10 protein-coding genes are annotated in these 18,178 nt (G+C 59.2%); 5 read left to right on the plus strand and 5 right to left on the minus strand.

Translation table 11 applies throughout. The annotated features are described in order from the left end of the window. Nucleotides 1–122: 122 nt before the first annotated feature. Together MO767_RS21470 and MO767_RS21475 are read right to left on the minus strand one after the other, a co-directional pair. Nucleotides 123–482: a PilZ domain-containing protein gene (locus MO767_RS21470; protein WP_282482137.1), complete on the minus strand. Its 360-nt coding sequence runs from the start codon at nucleotides 480–482 to the stop codon at nucleotides 123–125. A gap of 241 nt (nucleotides 483–723) precedes the next feature. Next, nucleotides 724–1,110, minus strand: coding sequence for a tetratricopeptide repeat protein (locus MO767_RS21475; protein ID WP_134417503.1), 387 nt, complete (start codon nucleotides 1,108–1,110; stop codon nucleotides 724–726). Between the two features lie 157 nt (nucleotides 1,111–1,267). On the opposite strand from MO767_RS21475, the gene pyk reads away from it, so the two are divergent. Further along, nucleotides 1,268–2,719, plus strand: a complete 1,452-nt coding sequence (gene pyk, locus MO767_RS21480; protein WP_201182980.1) for a pyruvate kinase — start codon at nucleotides 1,268–1,270, stop codon at nucleotides 2,717–2,719. Nucleotides 2,720–2,924: 205 nt separating this feature from the next. On the opposite strand, the gene MO767_RS21485 is transcribed toward pyk, so the two are convergent. The 3 genes from MO767_RS21485 to MO767_RS21495 are packed head-to-tail and all read right to left on the minus strand — an operon-like array spanning nucleotide 2,925 to nucleotide 5,737. Next, nucleotides 2,925–3,674, minus strand: coding sequence for an enoyl-CoA hydratase-related protein (locus MO767_RS21485; RefSeq protein ID WP_282482138.1), 750 nt, complete (start codon nucleotides 3,672–3,674; stop codon nucleotides 2,925–2,927). Nucleotides 3,675–3,702: 28 nt separating this feature from the next. Then, nucleotides 3,703–4,638, minus strand: coding sequence for an iron-sulfur-binding ferredoxin reductase (locus MO767_RS21490; protein WP_282482139.1), 936 nt, complete (start codon nucleotides 4,636–4,638; stop codon nucleotides 3,703–3,705). Beyond that, on the minus strand, nucleotides 4,631–5,737 hold the full coding sequence (locus tag MO767_RS21495) for a GGDEF domain-containing protein (protein WP_282482140.1): 1,107 nt from the start codon (nucleotides 5,735–5,737) through the stop codon (nucleotides 4,631–4,633). Before MO767_RS21495 ends, MO767_RS21490 begins: the two co-directional genes overlap by 8 nt. 487 nt (nucleotides 5,738–6,224) lie before the next feature. Here MO767_RS21495 and MO767_RS21500 point away from each other — a divergent pair, with 487 nt between their 5' ends. From MO767_RS21500 to MO767_RS21515, 4 genes are all read left to right on the plus strand, one after another. After that, nucleotides 6,225–7,748 (plus strand): fumarate hydratase, encoded by a 1,524-nt coding sequence (locus tag MO767_RS21500; RefSeq protein WP_008156025.1) that lies wholly within the window; start codon nucleotides 6,225–6,227, stop codon nucleotides 7,746–7,748. Nucleotides 7,749–7,983: 235 nt separating this feature from the next. Further along, entirely contained in the window at nucleotides 7,984–12,510 is a 4,527-nt protein-coding gene (locus tag MO767_RS21505; RefSeq protein WP_282482141.1) for a SpvB/TcaC N-terminal domain-containing protein, read from the plus strand. Further along, nucleotides 12,507–15,356: an RHS repeat-associated core domain-containing protein gene (locus tag MO767_RS21510; protein ID WP_282482142.1), complete on the plus strand. Its 2,850-nt coding sequence runs from the start codon at nucleotides 12,507–12,509 to the stop codon at nucleotides 15,354–15,356. The genes MO767_RS21505 and MO767_RS21510 overlap by 4 nt, the downstream gene beginning before the upstream one ends. Before the next feature lie 22 nt (nucleotides 15,357–15,378). Next, a complete protein-coding gene (locus MO767_RS21515) occupies nucleotides 15,379–18,063 on the plus strand; it encodes an RHS repeat-associated core domain-containing protein (RefSeq protein WP_282482143.1) in 2,685 nt (894 codons plus the stop codon). The last annotated feature ends 115 nt before the right edge of the window (nucleotides 18,064–18,178 follow it).

Genomic DNA, 18,178 nt, shown 5'->3' on the forward strand with positions numbered 1-18,178 from the left:
GCTCGCTCCCACAATGGATCTGTGGTGTTCACAAATAATGTGTTCACAGAAGATCCAATGTGGGAGCGAGCTTGCTCCGGGCGGCGTTCCGACGATGGCGGTGGTGAAGACACCGCAGAGCTTCAGGCCGAGGCAGGCAACGGCTGAAAACTGAAGTATCGCTTCAAGGCGCTGACCAGTTGGCCATACTCCGGCGGTGCCCGTTGCAGGCTGAACCCGGCGTCATAGTGGTGTGGGGTCGTGTCTTCATGGCACCACAGGCAACACGCCTGAAGATCAATGACCTGCATGCAGCCATCGCTGGCAGGGATTTTCAGGCGCAAATCGAAATCGGCGCCGATCATCATCGGCAACTGACTGATCAGCATCAGCCCGTCTTCGGACACGTTGCCCAGAAAGCCGATGGGTTTGTCAGTGACGCTGTTGAACACTCTTAGAAAATACGGCAGTTGATGCCGCTCGATCCGGCGGTCAGTAAACATGCGCAAATGGCCCAGCAAGGCCCTTAAGCAGAGCCGCACTAATGCTTCGGAACGGGCCTGCTTCTTTTATGCAGAGGCATGGGCGCGCTCTCCCCGATCCCGGTGCGACAGTCCATAAAGCTGCTGCCGCTTACTCCTGCCGATCACAGGTGTTGCGTCGATCAGAGGCAAGGCTCTAAACCGATCTATTCGACTATAGCTCACCACCGCCGGTGAGCCAGCCTTTGAACAACTACGACAATCAGAACTGCGTCGGGCGCACGACCGCAGCAGTACTGCGCAGCGGATAGTGGCCCAGCGACTGCAAGGTTTCCAGGCGGGCGCGGGCGCGGTAGGCGTATTCACTTTGCGGGTACGAGGCCATGATGAACTGGTAGGTTTGCGCCGCATCGACAAACAGTTTCTGCCGTTCCAGGCACAAGCCGCGCAACATCGACACCTCCGGCCACACATACGGCCGCGCTCTGCTGGCGCGTTCGACTTTGGACAGTTCGAGCGTCACCTGCTCGCAATTGCCACGGTCATAGGCGCTGTAGGCGTTATTCAGATGATGGTTCATCGACCAACGGGTGCAGCCCGTGACGCTGAGGGCACTGATGGCAAGGGCGGCAATGAGCACGAATCGCATGGGGGTTCTCCTGTCTTGAGCTCTGTATCGACCCGTTGGCGGAAATCTTCAAGATTGTTCGTTTAAAGATATAAACGAATAAGTAGTGCAAACGAACAATGACTACAACTTCGGACCATAGTAGCCTCACTCAGCGCTTGAACTCAGGAGTCTATGCATGTCCGTCCGTCGCACCAAAATCGTCGCTACCCTTGGCCCGGCCAGTAACTCGCCGGAAGTTCTCGAACAGCTGATTCTGGCTGGCCTGGACGTCGCCCGCCTGAACTTCTCCCACGGCACCCCCGACGAGCACAAGGCTCGCGCGAAGCTGGTGCGTGACCTCGCTGCCAAGCACGGCCGCTTCGTCGCCCTGCTGGGTGACCTGCAAGGCCCGAAAATCCGTATCGCCAAATTCGCCAACAAGAAGATCGAGCTGAAGATCGGTGATCAATTCACCTTCTCCACCAGCCATCCTCTGACCGAAGGCACCCAGACCATCGTCGGCATCGACTACCCGGACCTGGTCAAAGACTGCGGCGTGGGCGACGAGCTGCTGCTCGACGACGGCCGCGTGGTGATGCGCGTTGATACCGCCAATGCCACCGAGCTGAACTGCACCGTACTGATCGGCGGCCCGCTGTCCGACCATAAAGGCATCAACCGTCGCGGTGGCGGCCTGACCGCTCCGGCCCTGACTGAAAAAGACAAGGCCGACATCAAGCTCGCGGCCGAGATGCAGGTCGATTACCTCGCCGTGTCCTTCCCGCGTGACGCCGCCGACATGGAATACGCCCGTCAACTGCGCGACGAAGCCGGCGGTACGGCCTGGCTGGTGGCGAAGATCGAACGCGCCGAAGCCGTGGCCGACGACGAAACCCTCGACGCGCTGATCAATGCCTCCGACGCCGTCATGGTGGCTCGTGGTGACCTCGGTGTGGAAATCGGCGACGCCGAGCTGGTGGGCATTCAGAAGAAAATCATTCTGCACGCACGCCGCCACAACAAGGCTGTGATCGTGGCGACCCAGATGATGGAGTCGATGATCCAGAACCCGATGCCGACCCGCGCCGAAGTGTCCGACGTGGCCAACGCCGTGCTCGACTACACCGACGCCGTGATGCTCTCGGCTGAAAGCGCTGCCGGCCTGTACCCGCTGGAAGCGGTGCAAGCCATGGCGCGCATCTGCATCGGCGCTGAAAAGCACCCGACCAGCAAGACCTCCAGCCACCGCATCGGCAAGGTCTTCGAAAGCTGCGACCAGAGCATCGCTTTGGCGGCCATGTACACCGCCAACCACTTCCCGGGCGTGAAAGCGATCATCGCCCTGACCGAAAGTGGTTACACGCCGTTGATCATGTCGCGCATCCGTTCTTCGGTGCCGATCTACGCGTTCTCCCCGCACCGCGAAACCCAGGCCCGCGCGGCCATGTTCCGTGGCGTCTACACCGTACCATTCGACCCGGCATCGCTGCCGCCTGAGCAAGTCAGCCAGGCCGCGATCGACGAGTTGCTCAAGCGCGGCGTAGTCGAGAAAGGCGACTGGGTCATCCTGACCAAGGGCGACAGCTACCACACCATCGGCGGCACCAACGGGATGAAAATCCTGCACGTTGGCGACAAGATGGTCTGATTGACCGGTTGCTGAAAAACAAAAGCCCCGCCATGTGAATGGCGGGGCTTTTTTTGCTTTCCGGTCCGGAAGATGTGTTGCCTGGGCTGACGCCATCGCGAGCAAGCTCGCTCCCACAGGGTTTTGTGAACGCCACAGCCCCCAGGTGGAAGCGAGCTTGCTCCGGGCGTCGTTCCGACGATGAGGCCCGCCCGGTCAACGCGAATCAATGGCGTTTGATGAACCCGGTCAACGCCGCAATCGCTTCCGGCGAGCGCAACCGTTGGGTGAACTGTGCGCTCTCTTCTTCTATTGCCTTACGCAGTTGCTCGCGGTCCGGGGCTTTCATCAATTGCTTGCTGATACGCACCGCTTCCGGTGGCAGCGACTCGAAACGCAACGCCATCTCCCGAGCCTTGGCCAACGCCGCTTCGCCACTGTCCAAGGCTTCGGTTGCAATGCCCCACTGCGCGGCCTGCTCGCCACTGAAACCTTCGCCAAGCAGCAACAACTCGGCGGCTTTTGCCTGCCCGAGCAATCGCGGCAGGATCAGGCTGGAACCGAACTCCGGGCAGAGACCGAGATTAACGAACGGCATGCGAAGGCGCGCATCGCGGCTGACATACACCAGATCGCAATGCAGCAGCATCGTAGTGCCAATGCCCACCGCCGCGCCGGCCACGGCCGCGATCACCGGTTTGCGGCATTCGAGCAGGGTGAGCATGAACTGAAACACCGGGCTGTCGAGGTTGCTCGGTGGTTGCTGGATGAAGTCGGCGATGTCGTTGCCAGCGGTGAAGCACTCGGTAGAACCGGTGATCAGCACAGCGTTGATTTCCGGGTCGGAATCCGCCTGTTTCAGCGCTTCGGCCAAGTGGTGGTACATGGCGCGGGTCAGGGCGTTTTTCTTGTCGGGGCGGTTGAGGCGCAAGGTCAGCAGGCCGCGCTCACGTTCAAATTGGATGGCGTCGTTCATGGTCGGTCTCGCGTCTGAAAATCAGCGCTCAACCGCGGAGAACAAAGACATCCGCCAGCAGTTGATTGCGCGGCAATCCCGCCAGGTACATGCGCCGGGCAAAGGCGTCGACGCTGTCAGGGGCCCCGCAGAGTAAGGCCAGGGTTTGCCGTGAAACAAGCCGCAGTTGCGCCAAAGCCTCTGGCAACTCGGCCGCTGTCCACAGCTCAATGCTCAGGTTCGGGCGGCTGGCTGCCATGGCTTGCAGGGGTTTGGCCAGGTAATGTTCCTCGGCATCATGGGCCAGATGAATGACGCGAATGGCACCTTGGTGATCTTGCCGTAGCGCTTCGCGCAAGATACCAAACAACGGCCCCAACCCCGTGCCGGCAGCCATCAGCCAAAGCGGTCGGGTGTTCCAGTCCGGGTCGTAATGCAATGCCCCGCCGCGCAACTCGCCGAGGCGGATCGAGTCGCCGATTTTCAACTGACGGGCCGCGTCGCCGAATTCCCCAGGCTGGCGGCAATCGAGATGGAACTCCAGAAAGCGGTCTTCTTCCGGCAGGCTGGCCAATGAATACGGCCGCGCCACGTTGCCCGCCCACAACACCAGATGCTGCCCGGCGCTGTAGCGCAACGGACGCTCGGGGATCAGGCGCAAACGCAACACGCTGGCGCTCAGCCAATCGACAGCTGCTACCTCGGCCGGGCGGCCGTCCTGCTGAGGATCGAAGGTGTGCACCTGCAAGTCCTCGACCACCTGACACTGGCACGCCAGGCGCCAGCCTTGCTGACGCTGGTCTGCGCTCAGGGCGTCGGGGCGGCTGTCACTCGGCAGCCCTTGTACACATTGCACCAGACAGGCATGGCAACTGCCGGCGCGACAGCTGTAAGGCACCGATACACCGTTCTGATTCAACGCATCGAGCAGGTTGCTGCCCGCCGCCACCGACCATTGGCGTTCGCCGACCCGTAACTCAGGCATCGACGTTCTCCCACGCGGCCGCGCAACGATTGCGACCGTCACGCTTGGCGCGATAGAGCGCCTGATCGGCGCGCTGCAAGGCTTCATCGAGATCGTCGCCCAGTTCGAGCAACGTCATGCCCGCCGACAAGCTGAGATGGGCGACGTTGAGCCCGATCAGTTCCACATCGGTGAACGCAATGCGCAGCCGCTCGCAACACGAGGTCAAGCGCTCGGCGTTGCAATCGGGCAACAGCACGACGAATTCTTCGCCACCGTAACGGGCCAGAACATCGCCATCGCGCAAGCAGGCGGTGGCCACGGCGGCAAAGGCTTGCAGCACCTGATCACCGGCGGCATGGCCGTGCACATCGTTGATCCGTTTGAAATGGTCGAGGTCAATCAGCGCCAGGCCATGCATGACATCGGCGTCCATGGCCTTCAGCTCACGGGAGGCCAGGCGCAGGAAATGCCGGCGATTAAACAGCCCGGTCAATTCGTCGGTGGCCACCAGGTCTTCGAGCTGGCGCATCATCCCGCGCAGGGTGTCCTGATGCGCTTGCAAGGCAAATCGGCGCTGACGCATGCGTTGCCGGGAGGTCTGGACGTAACGGGCATAAAGCTCCAGCCAGACCAACACGATGAGCAGCACGCACACCTGCAACGCGGCCAGCGCCGGGTCCGGTAACTGGAAGTGGTAGCCCTCCCACAGCGTGATCGCGCTGAAACTGACGAACACCAACAGCGTGCACCGCAGAAAGGCAAGGCGCGAAAGATGGAACAACCCGAACAGCAGAATCAGCACGTAGAACACCAGGAACGCGCCGCGTGCCTCGTCCAGATTGGCGATCAGCCAGGTTTGCCAACCCAGCCCCAACAACACTTGCGCTTCAGTCAGGCTGGGGTCAGAAAAACGCAGGTTGCAGCCGCTGTAAAACACCGCGAACAACGCCGCCTGACTGATGACCACCAGCGCACTGCCGATGGCCACGCTGGCCAGGGGTTCATCGTAATGACCGGTAAAAAACGCCAGCCACAACAGCAGCAAGGCCAGGGCGTAGGTGCCGGCTGCGAGGGCAAAGCGTTTGAGTAACAGGCGTTGGATGGCGTTATGGGTCAATCGTTGACTCACCGTGCGAAGGGAGGCTGTTTGAGTGTCCTACTCTACAGACCGAATGCCACTTTAGTTGCGTGCCTGATAAATGACCATTGAATTTTAAGGGCGGAAAACTGGCGTCAAAGGCATGACCCCGTCGAACCGATTACCTGTGGCGAGGGGATTTATCCCCGTTCGACTGCGAAGCAGTCGTCAAGCCGACGTATGCGGTGTACCTGGTCCACCGGGGTGCAGCTTTCGGGGCGGCTTCGCCACCCAACGGGGATAAATCCCCTCGCCACAGATAAATCCCTCACCACAGATAAATCCCCTCGCTACGAGATTGACTACCGGCGGGTGTGCCCGGAACCGAGGCGCGTTATACTGCCGCGCCTTTTTAGCGTCGCGCCAGCAGCCCCGGCGTGCCTTGTAAAGGTGCTTGCAACCGACCGATGCACCCAAGCTGCAAGCACCTTATTGAATGTTCCCGTCTTTTAGAGGAGCGCGACTCATGACCGTGATCAAGCAAGACGACCTGATTCAGAGCGTTGCCGACGCCCTGCAGTTCATTTCCTACTACCACCCCGTTGACTTCATCCAGGCGATGCACGAAGCCTACCTGCGCGAAGAATCGCCAGCGGCCCGTGACTCCATGGCGCAAATCCTGATCAACTCGCGGATGTGCGCCACCGGCCACCGCCCGATCTGCCAGGACACCGGCATCGTCACCGTCTTCGTTCGCGTGGGCATGGACGTACGTTGGGATGGCGCCACCATGGGCCTGGACGACATGATCAACGAAGGCGTGCGCCGGGCTTACAACCTGCCGGAAAACGTTCTGCGTGCCTCGATCCTCGCCGACCCGGCAGGCGCTCGTAAAAACACCAAGGACAACACCCCGGCGGTCATCCACTACTCCATCGTTCCGGGTAACACCGTGGAAGTGGACGTGGCGGCCAAGGGCGGCGGTTCCGAGAACAAGTCGAAAATGGCCATGCTCAACCCGTCCGATTCGATCGTCGACTGGGTGCTGAAAACCGTTCCGGAAATGGGCGCTGGCTGGTGCCCACCGGGCATGCTCGGCATCGGCATCGGCGGCACCGCCGAGAAAGCCGCCGTCATGGCCAAGGAAGTGTTGATGGAATCTATCGACATCCACGAGCTGAAAAAGCGCGGCCCGTCCAACCGTATCGAAGAGATGCGTCTGGAGCTGTTCGAGAAGGTCAACCAACTGGGCATCGGCGCCCAGGGCCTCGGTGGCCTGACCACCGTGCTCGACGTGAAGATCATGGATTACCCGACACACGCCGCTTCGTTGCCGGTGTGCATGATCCCGAACTGCGCCGCCACCCGTCACGCGCATTTCGTGCTCGACGGTTCCGGCCCGGCCTCGCTGGAAGCCCCACCGCTGGACGCCTACCCGGAAATCGTCTGGGAAGCCGGCCCGTCGGCCCGTCGCGTGAACCTCGACACCCTGACCCCGGAAGACGTGCAGAGCTGGAAGCCGGGCGAAACCGTCCTGCTCAACGGCAAGATGCTCACCGGTCGCGACGCTGCGCACAAGCGCATGGTCGAGATGCTGAACAAGGGTGAAACCCTGCCAGTGGACCTGAAAGGTCGCTTCATCTACTACGTCGGCCCGGTTGATCCGGTGCGCGAAGAAGTGGTGGGCCCTGCCGGTCCGACCACCGCGACGCGGATGGACAAGTTCACCCGTCAGATCCTCGAGCAAACCGGCCTGTTGGGCATGATCGGCAAATCCGAGCGCGGCCCGACCGCGATCGAAGCGATCAAGGACCACAAAGCCGTTTACCTGATGGCAGTCGGCGGCGCGGCTTACCTGGTGGCGCAAGCCATCAAGAAATCCCGCGTGGTGGCTTTCGCCGAACTGGGCATGGAAGCGATCTACGAGTTCGACGTGAAAGACATGCCGGTTACCGTTGCGGTTGATAGCAAGGGTGAGTCGGTACACATCACCGGTCCTGCCATCTGGCAGAAAAAGATCAGTGAAAGCCTGGCGGTGGAAGTGCAGTAAGCACTTCAGCCTGCCAATACGGCCGGGTCGTCTTTTAGATGACCCGGCCGTTTTTTTGCGTGTCACTTTTACCATTCGCTATATAGCGCAGCTTTTCCCACGGTAATCGGTCTAAAAAACCGGCCTCACCTGTCAGATCTGACAGGTCACGCCTTTCCCTGATTTTGTTAGCGTCGCTCTATCACGCGACACCGTTGCTACGGGAGAGCGCAAAGCCGAAAACAGGATCAGCCCCATGGAAGAGCAAGCCTCCCTGAGCATCACTGAGCCCTCCATCGCCAAGAGTGCTTCCATTGCCACGATTGGCAAAAGCTGGGGATCGGTCGGCGTGACGGGCAGTGCCTCGTTCGAGTTGCCGCTGCCCCTTTCAGCAGGGCGCGGTTTCGATCCCGCCATGGCGCTGACCTATGACAGCCAGGGCGGTAACGGTCCGTTCGGCATCGGCTGGAGTCTGGGCGTCAGTGCTATCACTCGCCGGACCAGCAAGGGTGTACCCGACTACCTCGCCACCGACATCATGGTCGGCCCCGGCGGCGAGGAGTTGATGCCCGAACTGGATGACGAGGGCAAGCCAAAGTCCAGTGTTGTAACCGACTATCGCGGTCTCCCCATTGGTGAACACCACGTTGTGCGCTACTGGCCGCGGGTCGAGAGTTCGTTCGATCTGATCGAGCTCTGGCGCTCCGACACCACTGCCGAGGGTTTCTGGCTGGTGCATGGAGCCGATGGCAGTCTTCACCTGTTCGGTAAATCCGATACCTCGCGTCGGGCTGATCCGCAGGACCCGCAACGCGTTGGTGCCTGGTTGTTGCAGGAAAGCATGAACACCCACGGTGAACACATTTGCTTCGAATACAAGGCAGAGGACTCGTCTGAGGACCCGGATCAGCCACACGACTACCGGGCTCAGCGTTACTTGCATCGCGTGCTGTATGGCAACTTCGAAGCGAGTCAGCACTTGTATGGCTGGAACGTACGGAGATTAGCGCCGCCTTCATGGCACTTCCATCTGGTATTCGACTACGGCGAGCGCACTAATGCCCTGACGGAAAAACCGGTCTATGACGGCGACACACTTAATCCGTGGCTGACACGCTCAGACCCCTTTTCCTCCTATGGCCAAGGCTTTGAAGTGGGCACTCGCCGCCTCTGCCAACAAGTATTGATGTTTCATCAATTTCCCGATTCAGGGGCCGATCCGGTGCTGGTTCGGCGTGTGGTATTCGAGTACCCCCGCAGCTTGGCGCTCTGGTCCTATAGCCAAATCGTGGCGGCGCACTATCAAGCGTACGATGCCCGGGGCGCGGTGGAAAACATGCCGCCGGTGGAGTTCGACTATTCAGGCTTCGAACTCAATAAGCAGTCGAGCCAGTTCTTCCCGTTCGAAAACATGCCCGGCATCGAGGACGGCGCGAACCACCAATGCGTCGATCTGTTCGGTGAAGGCGTTCCTGGTTTTCTCTGTCGTTACGACCAGAGCTGGTATTACCGCGAACCCTTGCGCGCGCCGACGGGGGCGGATGATATCCACTATGGCCCATGGACAGAACTGAACCGCATTCCCGTGGCAGATCGCAATCAACCGACCTATCAGGCGCTGACCGATATGACCGGCGACGGTCGGCTGGACTGGATCCTCGCCTCGCCTGGTATGAGCGGTTTCCACACCCTCAATCCCGATCGCAGTTGGTCAGGGTTCATTCCCTTTTCTGCCTTCCCGGTGGAGTTTTTCCACGCGCTTTCACAGTCTGGCGATTTGATGGGCGACGGGCTCAGCTCGATGGCGCTGATCGGCCCGCGAAGCGTGCGCTTGTACGCCAATCGGCGCGAGGAAGGTTTCGCGCCGGGCCAGGAGGTCGAGCACGAACCGAACACCGATCGCCTGCCGCTGTTCAGCAACTCCCGCACCGAACTGGTGATGCTGGGCAACTTGCTGGGCAGCGACATGACCGAGCTGTGCAGCATCCGACACGACGAAATCAAATGCTGGCCGAACCTCGGTCACGGTCGGTTCGGCGAGGGTTTTGTCATGAGTGCCCTGCCCTTCGATTACGCGACATTCGACGCGGCGCGGGTGCGGATCGCCGACCTCGACGGCTCCGGTGCACCGGCACTGATTTATCTGAAATCCGACTGTTTCGAGATCTATTTCAATCGCGGCGGCAATGGCCTTGAGCAAATCCCCGTAACGGTCCCGTGGCCCGACGGCATCCGTTACGACAACCTGTGCCATGTCACCCTCGCCGACTTGCAAGGCCTGGGGTGCGCGAGCCTGATCCTGACCGTGCCGCACATGAAGCCACAGCACTGGCGCTACGATTTCGTCAGCGCCAAGCCTTACATGCTGGTGACCAGTAACAACAACATGGGTTGCAGCACGCAGGTGGTGTATCGCAGTTCGGCGCAGGAATGGCTGGATGAAAAGCATCAGATACTCAAGCTTAAACGCTTGCCGATTTGCTACCTGCCGTTCCCGGTACCGGTGGTCAAGCAAAAAAGCCAACTCGATGAAATCACCGGCAACTGCCTGAACCAGATCTTTGAGTACTTGCACGGTTATTACGATGGGCAGAACCGGGAGTTTCGCGGTTTCGGGCTGCTGCGCCAGACCGACAGTGAAGCCGGTGCAATTGAAGATGACATTGGTTTTACCGCCCCGGCGCTGGTCTGCACCTGGTTTCACACCGGACGGCAAATCGACCTGCCACGCGATGGCTATTTCGACCGTGACTCCGAAGCGTGTGATTTGAAACCCATGCTGTTCTGCCAGTATCACCGCAACGACGCTTTCGGTGACCCGATCCCGCCGCCCGATGAAGCCACCACCCACGAAATCGCCCGCGCCCTCGCAGGTTCAGTGCTGCGTGTGGAGACCTACGCTGGCGACGATGACCTGGCCATGGCGGTGCCTTTCGCAGTGGAGGAAAGTCGTTACAAGGTCCGCGAGCTGCGCAAAAAGGGAGAGCATGACGCTTACCCGATCATGCTGCCCTTGCCGCTGGAAAAGATCAGCTATCAGTACGAACGCTTCGTGAATGACCCGCTGTGCCGACATGAAATCACGTTGGGCCACGACGAGTTTGGGCTGCCTGTGCATGCCATTACGGTCAGCTATGCCCGGCGCAGAAACCCGGATGATGACGATCCGCCGTTCGATGACGCTGATGAAAAAAAATGGTGGACGGATGCCCATGACCCGGCCCAACAGTCCTATTACCTGAACGAATCCCGCGCCCAGTTCATTCATTTGCAGGAGGACCTGCAAGGCTGGCGACTGGGTCTGCCTTATCTGCAACGTGGCAATGCGTTGGTACTGCCCAAGAAGCCAGCATCCGGGGGGCTCGCCCCCGCAGACATTTCCTATGAAGGATTTATCGATCTGTACGCCTCGCCCGAATGGGTCGCTCAGAGGCTACTGACCACGCAGTCGGTCTATCGCTACCTCAAGACTGCCGATCAAACACCGCTCGCCGATGGCAAAGCCGAGTTCGAGGCACTGCAGGCACCGCTGGAAATTGCCCAACTGGACAAGACAGCACTGCAAGCCTACGACACGGTGCCGTCGCTCGTTATTCGGGACGAATTGGAAAAAATCGGCTATTCGACCATGCCTCTGGTTCTCGGGGTGGATGAGGCGGCAGACAAGGAGGAGGACAAAGAGAAAAACCTTTGGTCGTCCCGGTATGGTTTTGCCAAGTACGACGTTGCCGAAAACTTTTACAAAGTTCTTGAGTACAACGAAACACCGAGTCACGGCATCACGACCGCTCGATACGACAAATACTGCTTACTGTTGGAAAGCGTCGTGCAACCGGATGGTTGCGAAACCCGCTTCGAATATGACTATCACGCGCTACAACTCATGCGCAGCATCGATGCCAATGACAATGTCGAGGAAGCCCTTTACGAGCCGTCCGGACAACCCCTTGCCATCAGTTTTTATGGAACTGAAGACGGCGAAGAAGTGGGTTTTTGCCCCCTCAACGAACACGAACCTCCTGCGGACCATCGTCCGGACCCTGCCATCGAAGATCCGAAAGGCGCCCTGCAAGAAGCGGCCAGCGTATTGCGCAAGGACCTGTTCAGCTGGATGGGCGAACTCCCCGATTCCGTAAGGCAGACACCTGACTGGCTGACCACCTGGGTCGCACGAGGCTACGTGTTGCCAAGTCTGCACATTCGCGCCAGCGCCCGCCTTCGCCTGTCCCGGCTCAAGTCCCTGACCGGGCCTGAACAAGCGCTGCTCGACCTGATCCACTCGATTCCCCGCGAACCGGTGCACAGTGTCGTCCTCACCGCCGACCGCTATTGGGATGATGAGCTGCAGCAAATCCAGATCGTTAAAGCCTTTGTGGATGGTTTTGGCCGCCCACTGCAGACCAAACAGTTGGTCGAGCCGGGACAGGCTTTTGTGGTGGAAAACGGTGAGCTGGTGATTGAAGACGGCAAGCCAAAGGTCGCGCACGCCGACCAACGCTGGCGCGTCAGCGAACGTGTGGAATACAACAACAAAGGACTGGCCGTTCGGGTATTTCGCCCTTATTTCGCCAATGGGCACCGCTATATCAATGACCATTCCTTCCGTGAGTTTGGCCATCACGATCAGAACTTTTACGACGTGCTGGGTCGCCTGAACAAAGTCATTAACGCCAAAGGAGATATCGCGCTCGAGATCATCCACCCCTGGTACACCACCAGCCTGGACTTTAATGACACCTACGTTGCGCCACCTGAAGGTGAGCTGAAGGCAGGCAAGCCATGACAACCAAAGTTCATTGGCGGACCCCGAATGTGACGGCCATTGATAGCCGGGGCTTAGCGATTCGCCAGATTGCGTACTTGCGCAAGGTCAACGACGGGCCCCTGGAAACCCTGATTACCCGACAACGGCATGACGCCGCCGGGCGATTGCTCGAACAATGGGACCCGCGACTGTTCGGTATCGTCCCCAACCTGACCGCAGTACACCGCCTTTCCGGTGAGCCGCTGAAAGTCGATTCCGTCGACGCCGGCTGGCGTTTGAGCCTGGCCGGAATGGCCGGGGAAACGCTGCAGCGCTGGGACCAACGCGGCAGTCATTGGCGCACCACCTATGACAACCAGTTGCGCATCATCACCGTTGAAGAGAATGATCAACAGAACGTTGAAAGCTTCATCTTTGCCGATGCGACGGCCAATCCCGACTACAACCTGCGTGGCCATCTGATCAAGCAAGTCGATCCCTCAGGCTCACTTGAATTGAGCAGCTTTAGCCTGCAAGGGACGCCGCTGAGTGAAACCCGAACGATTGCAGATGTCAGCACCTTCCTCACCCGCTGGATCTACAGCCCGCTCGGTGCCGTACTGACTCAGACCGACGCCGGCAATCACCAACAACAACTGTTCTACGACATCGCCGGGCAGCTGAAAAAATCGCGACTCCTGCTCAAGCCTGGGGAGGATTGGAAGCCCATTCTGGAGGACGCCCGGTACAACGCTGCAAACCAGATCATCGAACAACGCGCCGGCAACGGGGTGGTCAGCGAATGGACCTACGACGCTGCCGATGGTCGTCTCGACATTCTGAAGGCCGGACTGCCGAGCGAAGAGCCGCTCCAGCACCTCCAGTACGCTTACGATCGTGTCGGTAATGCCCTTCGCATTGACGACCTCACCTTTAAACCGGTGTATTTCAAAAACCAGCTCATTGATGGTCACCGCGAGTTCACTTATGACTCGCTGTACCAACTGACCAGCGCCACCGGTCACGACGCCGCCCCGATCTCTGACCTGCCGGGCCGCCCTCTGCCCAGCGATCCGAAAAACCATCTCAACTACAAACAGCGCTACGAGTACGACACGGGCGGCAACCTGATCGAGTTGGTCCATGAGCGTGATGTGGGTGGCTACACCCACGAAACGTGCATTGACCCGACCAGCAACCGGGGGGTTCGCTGGAAACCGGGAGATCCCGCCCCAGACTTTGCAAAGTTGTTTGACCGCCATGGCAATCTCCAGACCCTACAGGCGGGTCGGCCACTGTCCTGGAACAGCCGTGATCAACTGATCTCGGCCACGCTCGTCAAACGTGACAGCGGCCTTAACGATGAAGAACGCTTTCGCTACAGCCAGGGTGATCGGGTCTACAAGCGACACGAAACCCATACGACAACGACCACGCATTTTCACCAGGTGATCTACCTGCCGGGCCTGGAAATCCGTACCCGCGAAAACGGTGAAGAGCTGCACGTCATCACCCTCCCGGGCGGGCGTGGCAGCGTGCGTTGCCTGCATTGGGTCAGCAAGAAGCCCTCCGGCATCGAGGAGGATCAACTGCGCTATAGCCTCGACGACCACCTCGGTTCCAGCCTGATGGAATTCGATCAGAACGCCAGCCTGATCAGCCACGAAGGGTATTACCCCTTTGGTGGCACGGCCTGGCTGACAGCGGAATCGGCCGTGCAAGTCAGCTACAAAACCATCCGCTATTCCGGCAAGGAAATGGATGAATGCGGGCTTTACTACTATGGCGCGCGTTATTACGCACCGTGGTTGTACCGTTGGGTGAGTGCGGATCCGGCGGGGGATGTGGACGGGCTGAATCTGTATGGGTTTGCGGGGAATAATCCGTTGCGTTATGTGGACCCTCAAGGCGGGGCCAAAGCGGAAAGCGTAATCACCCTCTACTCGGGTTTCATTTCCATCCTCGGTGGCTATACCGCGCAAGCGCGCGAACAACTCCATGGCGTCACCCGTCAAAAGAACATCAAGCGCAATCTGCTGGCGAATACTGTCAACGTGGTGGCCTTTGGGATATTAGGCTATGAGGCAGGCAACATCGGCGGTGAGCAAGCCGGCCAACTCATTGCGGATGCTCCTCACGCGACCAGCGTCGGCGGCACATCAAGATTGCCGTATGTCGAGGCGGCAACGGGCGGCAATCTTGGCGGTGATATTGCCGGTTCAATGACAGATGCGGTGACAGAGCTGGGCGGTGCATTAAAAGACAAGGCTCAACATCTGGGCGGTCGCTTAGCAACACTTACCGAATACATAGGACGGGTGGGCCCGCTCATACCACAAACCTCGAAGATGTCTGTTGCCGCGATCGATAGCGCGTTGGGTATACCCGATGCCGCCAACGAAATACAGCCCAACTGGAACAGCATCAAGGATGAGTTGATTCATCCGGCACTCGACTCAATCCTCAATCCGGATTTCGTCGCAAATCGAGGGCTGGGCGCGTGGATATCGATTCTCCCCGGCGCACTCAATTTGTTTCAACGGGCCGTAGAAGCCGAGGACATCAAGAACCGGCTCGCCCCGGACAAGATCGCAAAAATCGAAGGCATGTTGGCTGATTGGGAAAGCGCTACCCTGCAACGTAGCGCCTGGATGGAAGCGGCTTTCGATGCGCTGGGCACCAACGCCGTCCACTTGGATAATGGCCCCAATGGAGCGCGTGCACCGATTACTCGTGCAGGACTGCAACAGGCAACCACGGAAACGCTTCATAGCATCCGCCACCTTCAAGGGGCCATGGCCGCCTATAAGGAGGCTGGCACCACGGATAATCAGTTTTTAGCGAAGCAAAGAAATGCCATCGCCAGCAAGGCCTCGCGAAGATGAGCGGCGCCCGGAGTAACCACTCGTGAACCGATCAGTGCACCGGTACACGCCATCCCTGTCGGTTCATGACCCTCGAGCGTTATCGGCGAGACAGGTTGCTTACCTGCGCAAAACGGCCGACGGTCCCGTTGAAAGTCTCATCACCCGCCAACACCACGACCTCGCTGGACGATTGGTTGCCCAATGGGATCCGCGCCTGTTCGAAACCGCCCCCAAACCCAACCTCGCCAGCGTCTACAGCCTGACCGGCGAACCGCTCAAAGTGGACAGCGTCGATGCCGGCTGGCGCGTGATCCTGCCCGGTGTGGCAGGCGAAGAACTGCAACGTTGGGGCACCCGTGGTCATCACTGGCGTAATCAATATGACGATCAGTTGCGCCTGACTGCCGTAGCGCAGAACGATCAAGAGAACGTCGAAACCTTTACCTACGCCGATGCCTGCGCCGATCCTGCTTTCAACCGGCGCGGCCAGCTGACCGGGCAGGTCGACCGCTCCGGCACCTTGAGCTTCGACAGCTACAGTCTATTGGGGCAATCACTGCGCGAAACCCGAACCCTGGTCGAGGGCAAGGCCTACCGCAGCAGCCGGATTTACAGCCCGCTCGGTACGCTGTTGAGCCAGACCGATGCCGGTGATCACCAGCAACAGTTGCGTTACGACGTTGCCGGGCAGCTCCAGCGGGTTCAGCTGCGGGTCAAAGATGGCTTGAGTCGGGAATCGGTTCTGAAAGACGCGCAGTACAACGCCGCTGGCCAGATCATCGAACAACGCGCCGCCAACGACGTGCTCAGCACCTGGACCTACGACCCGGCCACTGGGCACCTGTCCACGCAACGCGCGCAAAAAAACGCCGAACCGGCGCTGCAAAATTTCGAGTATTTCTACGATCGCGTCGGCAACATCACCCGCATCGAAGACCACACCTTCAAACCCATTTACTTCGCTAACCAACTGATCGACGGCCACCGCGACTTCACCTATGACTCGCTGTACCGGCTGACCAGTGCCACCGGTTACGACGATGCCCCGCCGTCGGACATTCCGGGGCGGCCCCTGCCCGGCGATCCCGGCAATTGGCTCAACTACCAACAAGACTATGAGTACGATTGCGGCGGCAACCTGATCAAGTTGTGTCATGTGCGTGAGGGCGCTTGTCACACCCGCCAGATGTTCATTGACCCCGGCAGCAACCGTGGCGTGCGCTGGAAACCTGATGATCCGATCCCTGATTTCGAAAAATTGTTCGACCGCCACGGCAACCTCAACGACTTGCAGCCAGGCAAAGTCTTGACGTGGAACAGCCTGGACCAACTGGAATCGGTCACGCTGGTCAAACGCACCAACGGCTCCGATGACCAGGAGTTCTACCGCTACAGCCAAGGCGTGCGCGTGTACAAACGCCATGAAACCCACACGCCGTCACTGACCCACTTTCAGGAGGTGATCTACCTGCCGGGGCTGGAAATCCGCACCCGCGACAACGGCGAAGAGCTGCACGTGATCACCCTGCCCGGCGGACACGGCAGTGTGCGTTGCCTGCACTGGGTCAGCGGCAAACCCGCAAAAATCGCCGTCGACCAATTGCGCTACAGCCTCGACGACCACTTGGGCTCCTGCGCGCTGGAACTCGATCAACAGGCGCAAGTGATCAGCGAGGAAGGTTATTACCCGTTCGGCGCCACAGCCTGGTATGCGCGGGGAAGTGAGGTGGACGTCGATTACAAAACCATCCGCTATTCGGGCAAGGAATTGGATGACAGCGGGCTGTATTACTACGGCGCACGCTATTACGCACCGTGGTTGCAACGCTGGGTCAGTGCCGACCCGGCAGGGGCTGTGGATGGGCTGAACCTGTATGCGATGGTCGGCAACAACCCGCTTCTGTATGTCGACAAGTCGGGCACATCAAAAGCGGTGTTTGAACTGGCGAAGGGTTTCGTCGGCGTACTTGGCAAAGCCAAAAACGCTGTCGACCAGATACACAACCTGGCCACTGAATTCGACGGCCTCATTCCCGAAGGCGCCGATATTGCCGATATTGCCGAGGTCCGGCAGAGCATGACGCTGGGCAAATTCATTCGGTCCAAACATGGCGTCAAATCAATTTTGAAAGGTGCGATTGCGGGTAGCACAGTGGCCTCGGCGCTCGGCAGTGTCGTACCCGGTATCGGCACCGGAATTGGCGCCGCTGTCGGCATGGTTGTCGGCGCCATAGCGATGCCTTTGCTGAGGTATTACTTTTTCAAGAAGGGCCTGAAGCTGGCGGAAACACTTCATACCCAAGAGATCAAAGATGGCTTGAGCACTGCTGTCGCTACCACGAACAAAGTCATCGATGGGGCCCAAAGTATTGCCAACGGAGGCCGGGATCTGATCGACAAAATCAAAAATTTCGCAGACAGCATCAACGCCTACCCAGAACGAATTCAGAACCTGTTCTACACGCAGCTGGAAGAACTCACCTCCGAAAATCAACGTGAGGCAATGAAACTGCTCCATAGCGGTATCGATCCTTTCGAGGCAATCACTCAGGTGCTCGAGAAAGCAAAAACCGTTGCTGAGATGCCAAGCGAGGCAGAGGGCGCTAGCCAGCGGCTCGCACAACTGACTGACGAAGTCGCGCCCCATGCATCAAGCAGGCCCGTCCCCAAACCCAGAAAACTGATACAGAAGCTTCAGCGAAGAAACAGTGAATCAACTGCGTAGAACGGCACACCAGCGAGCCTGCCGAATGAGTCTCACTGCACCTCATTGAAAAGCACGCCACCTGACGTGCCTGGCAAAAACCGATTAGCCGCCGTCACTCCATGTTATGGTGCCG

Origin of the sequence: Pseudomonas sp. UYIF39 (genome assembly GCF_029963765.1) — a bacterium.
In the GTDB taxonomy this organism is placed as follows: domain Bacteria; phylum Pseudomonadota; class Gammaproteobacteria; order Pseudomonadales; family Pseudomonadaceae; genus Aquipseudomonas.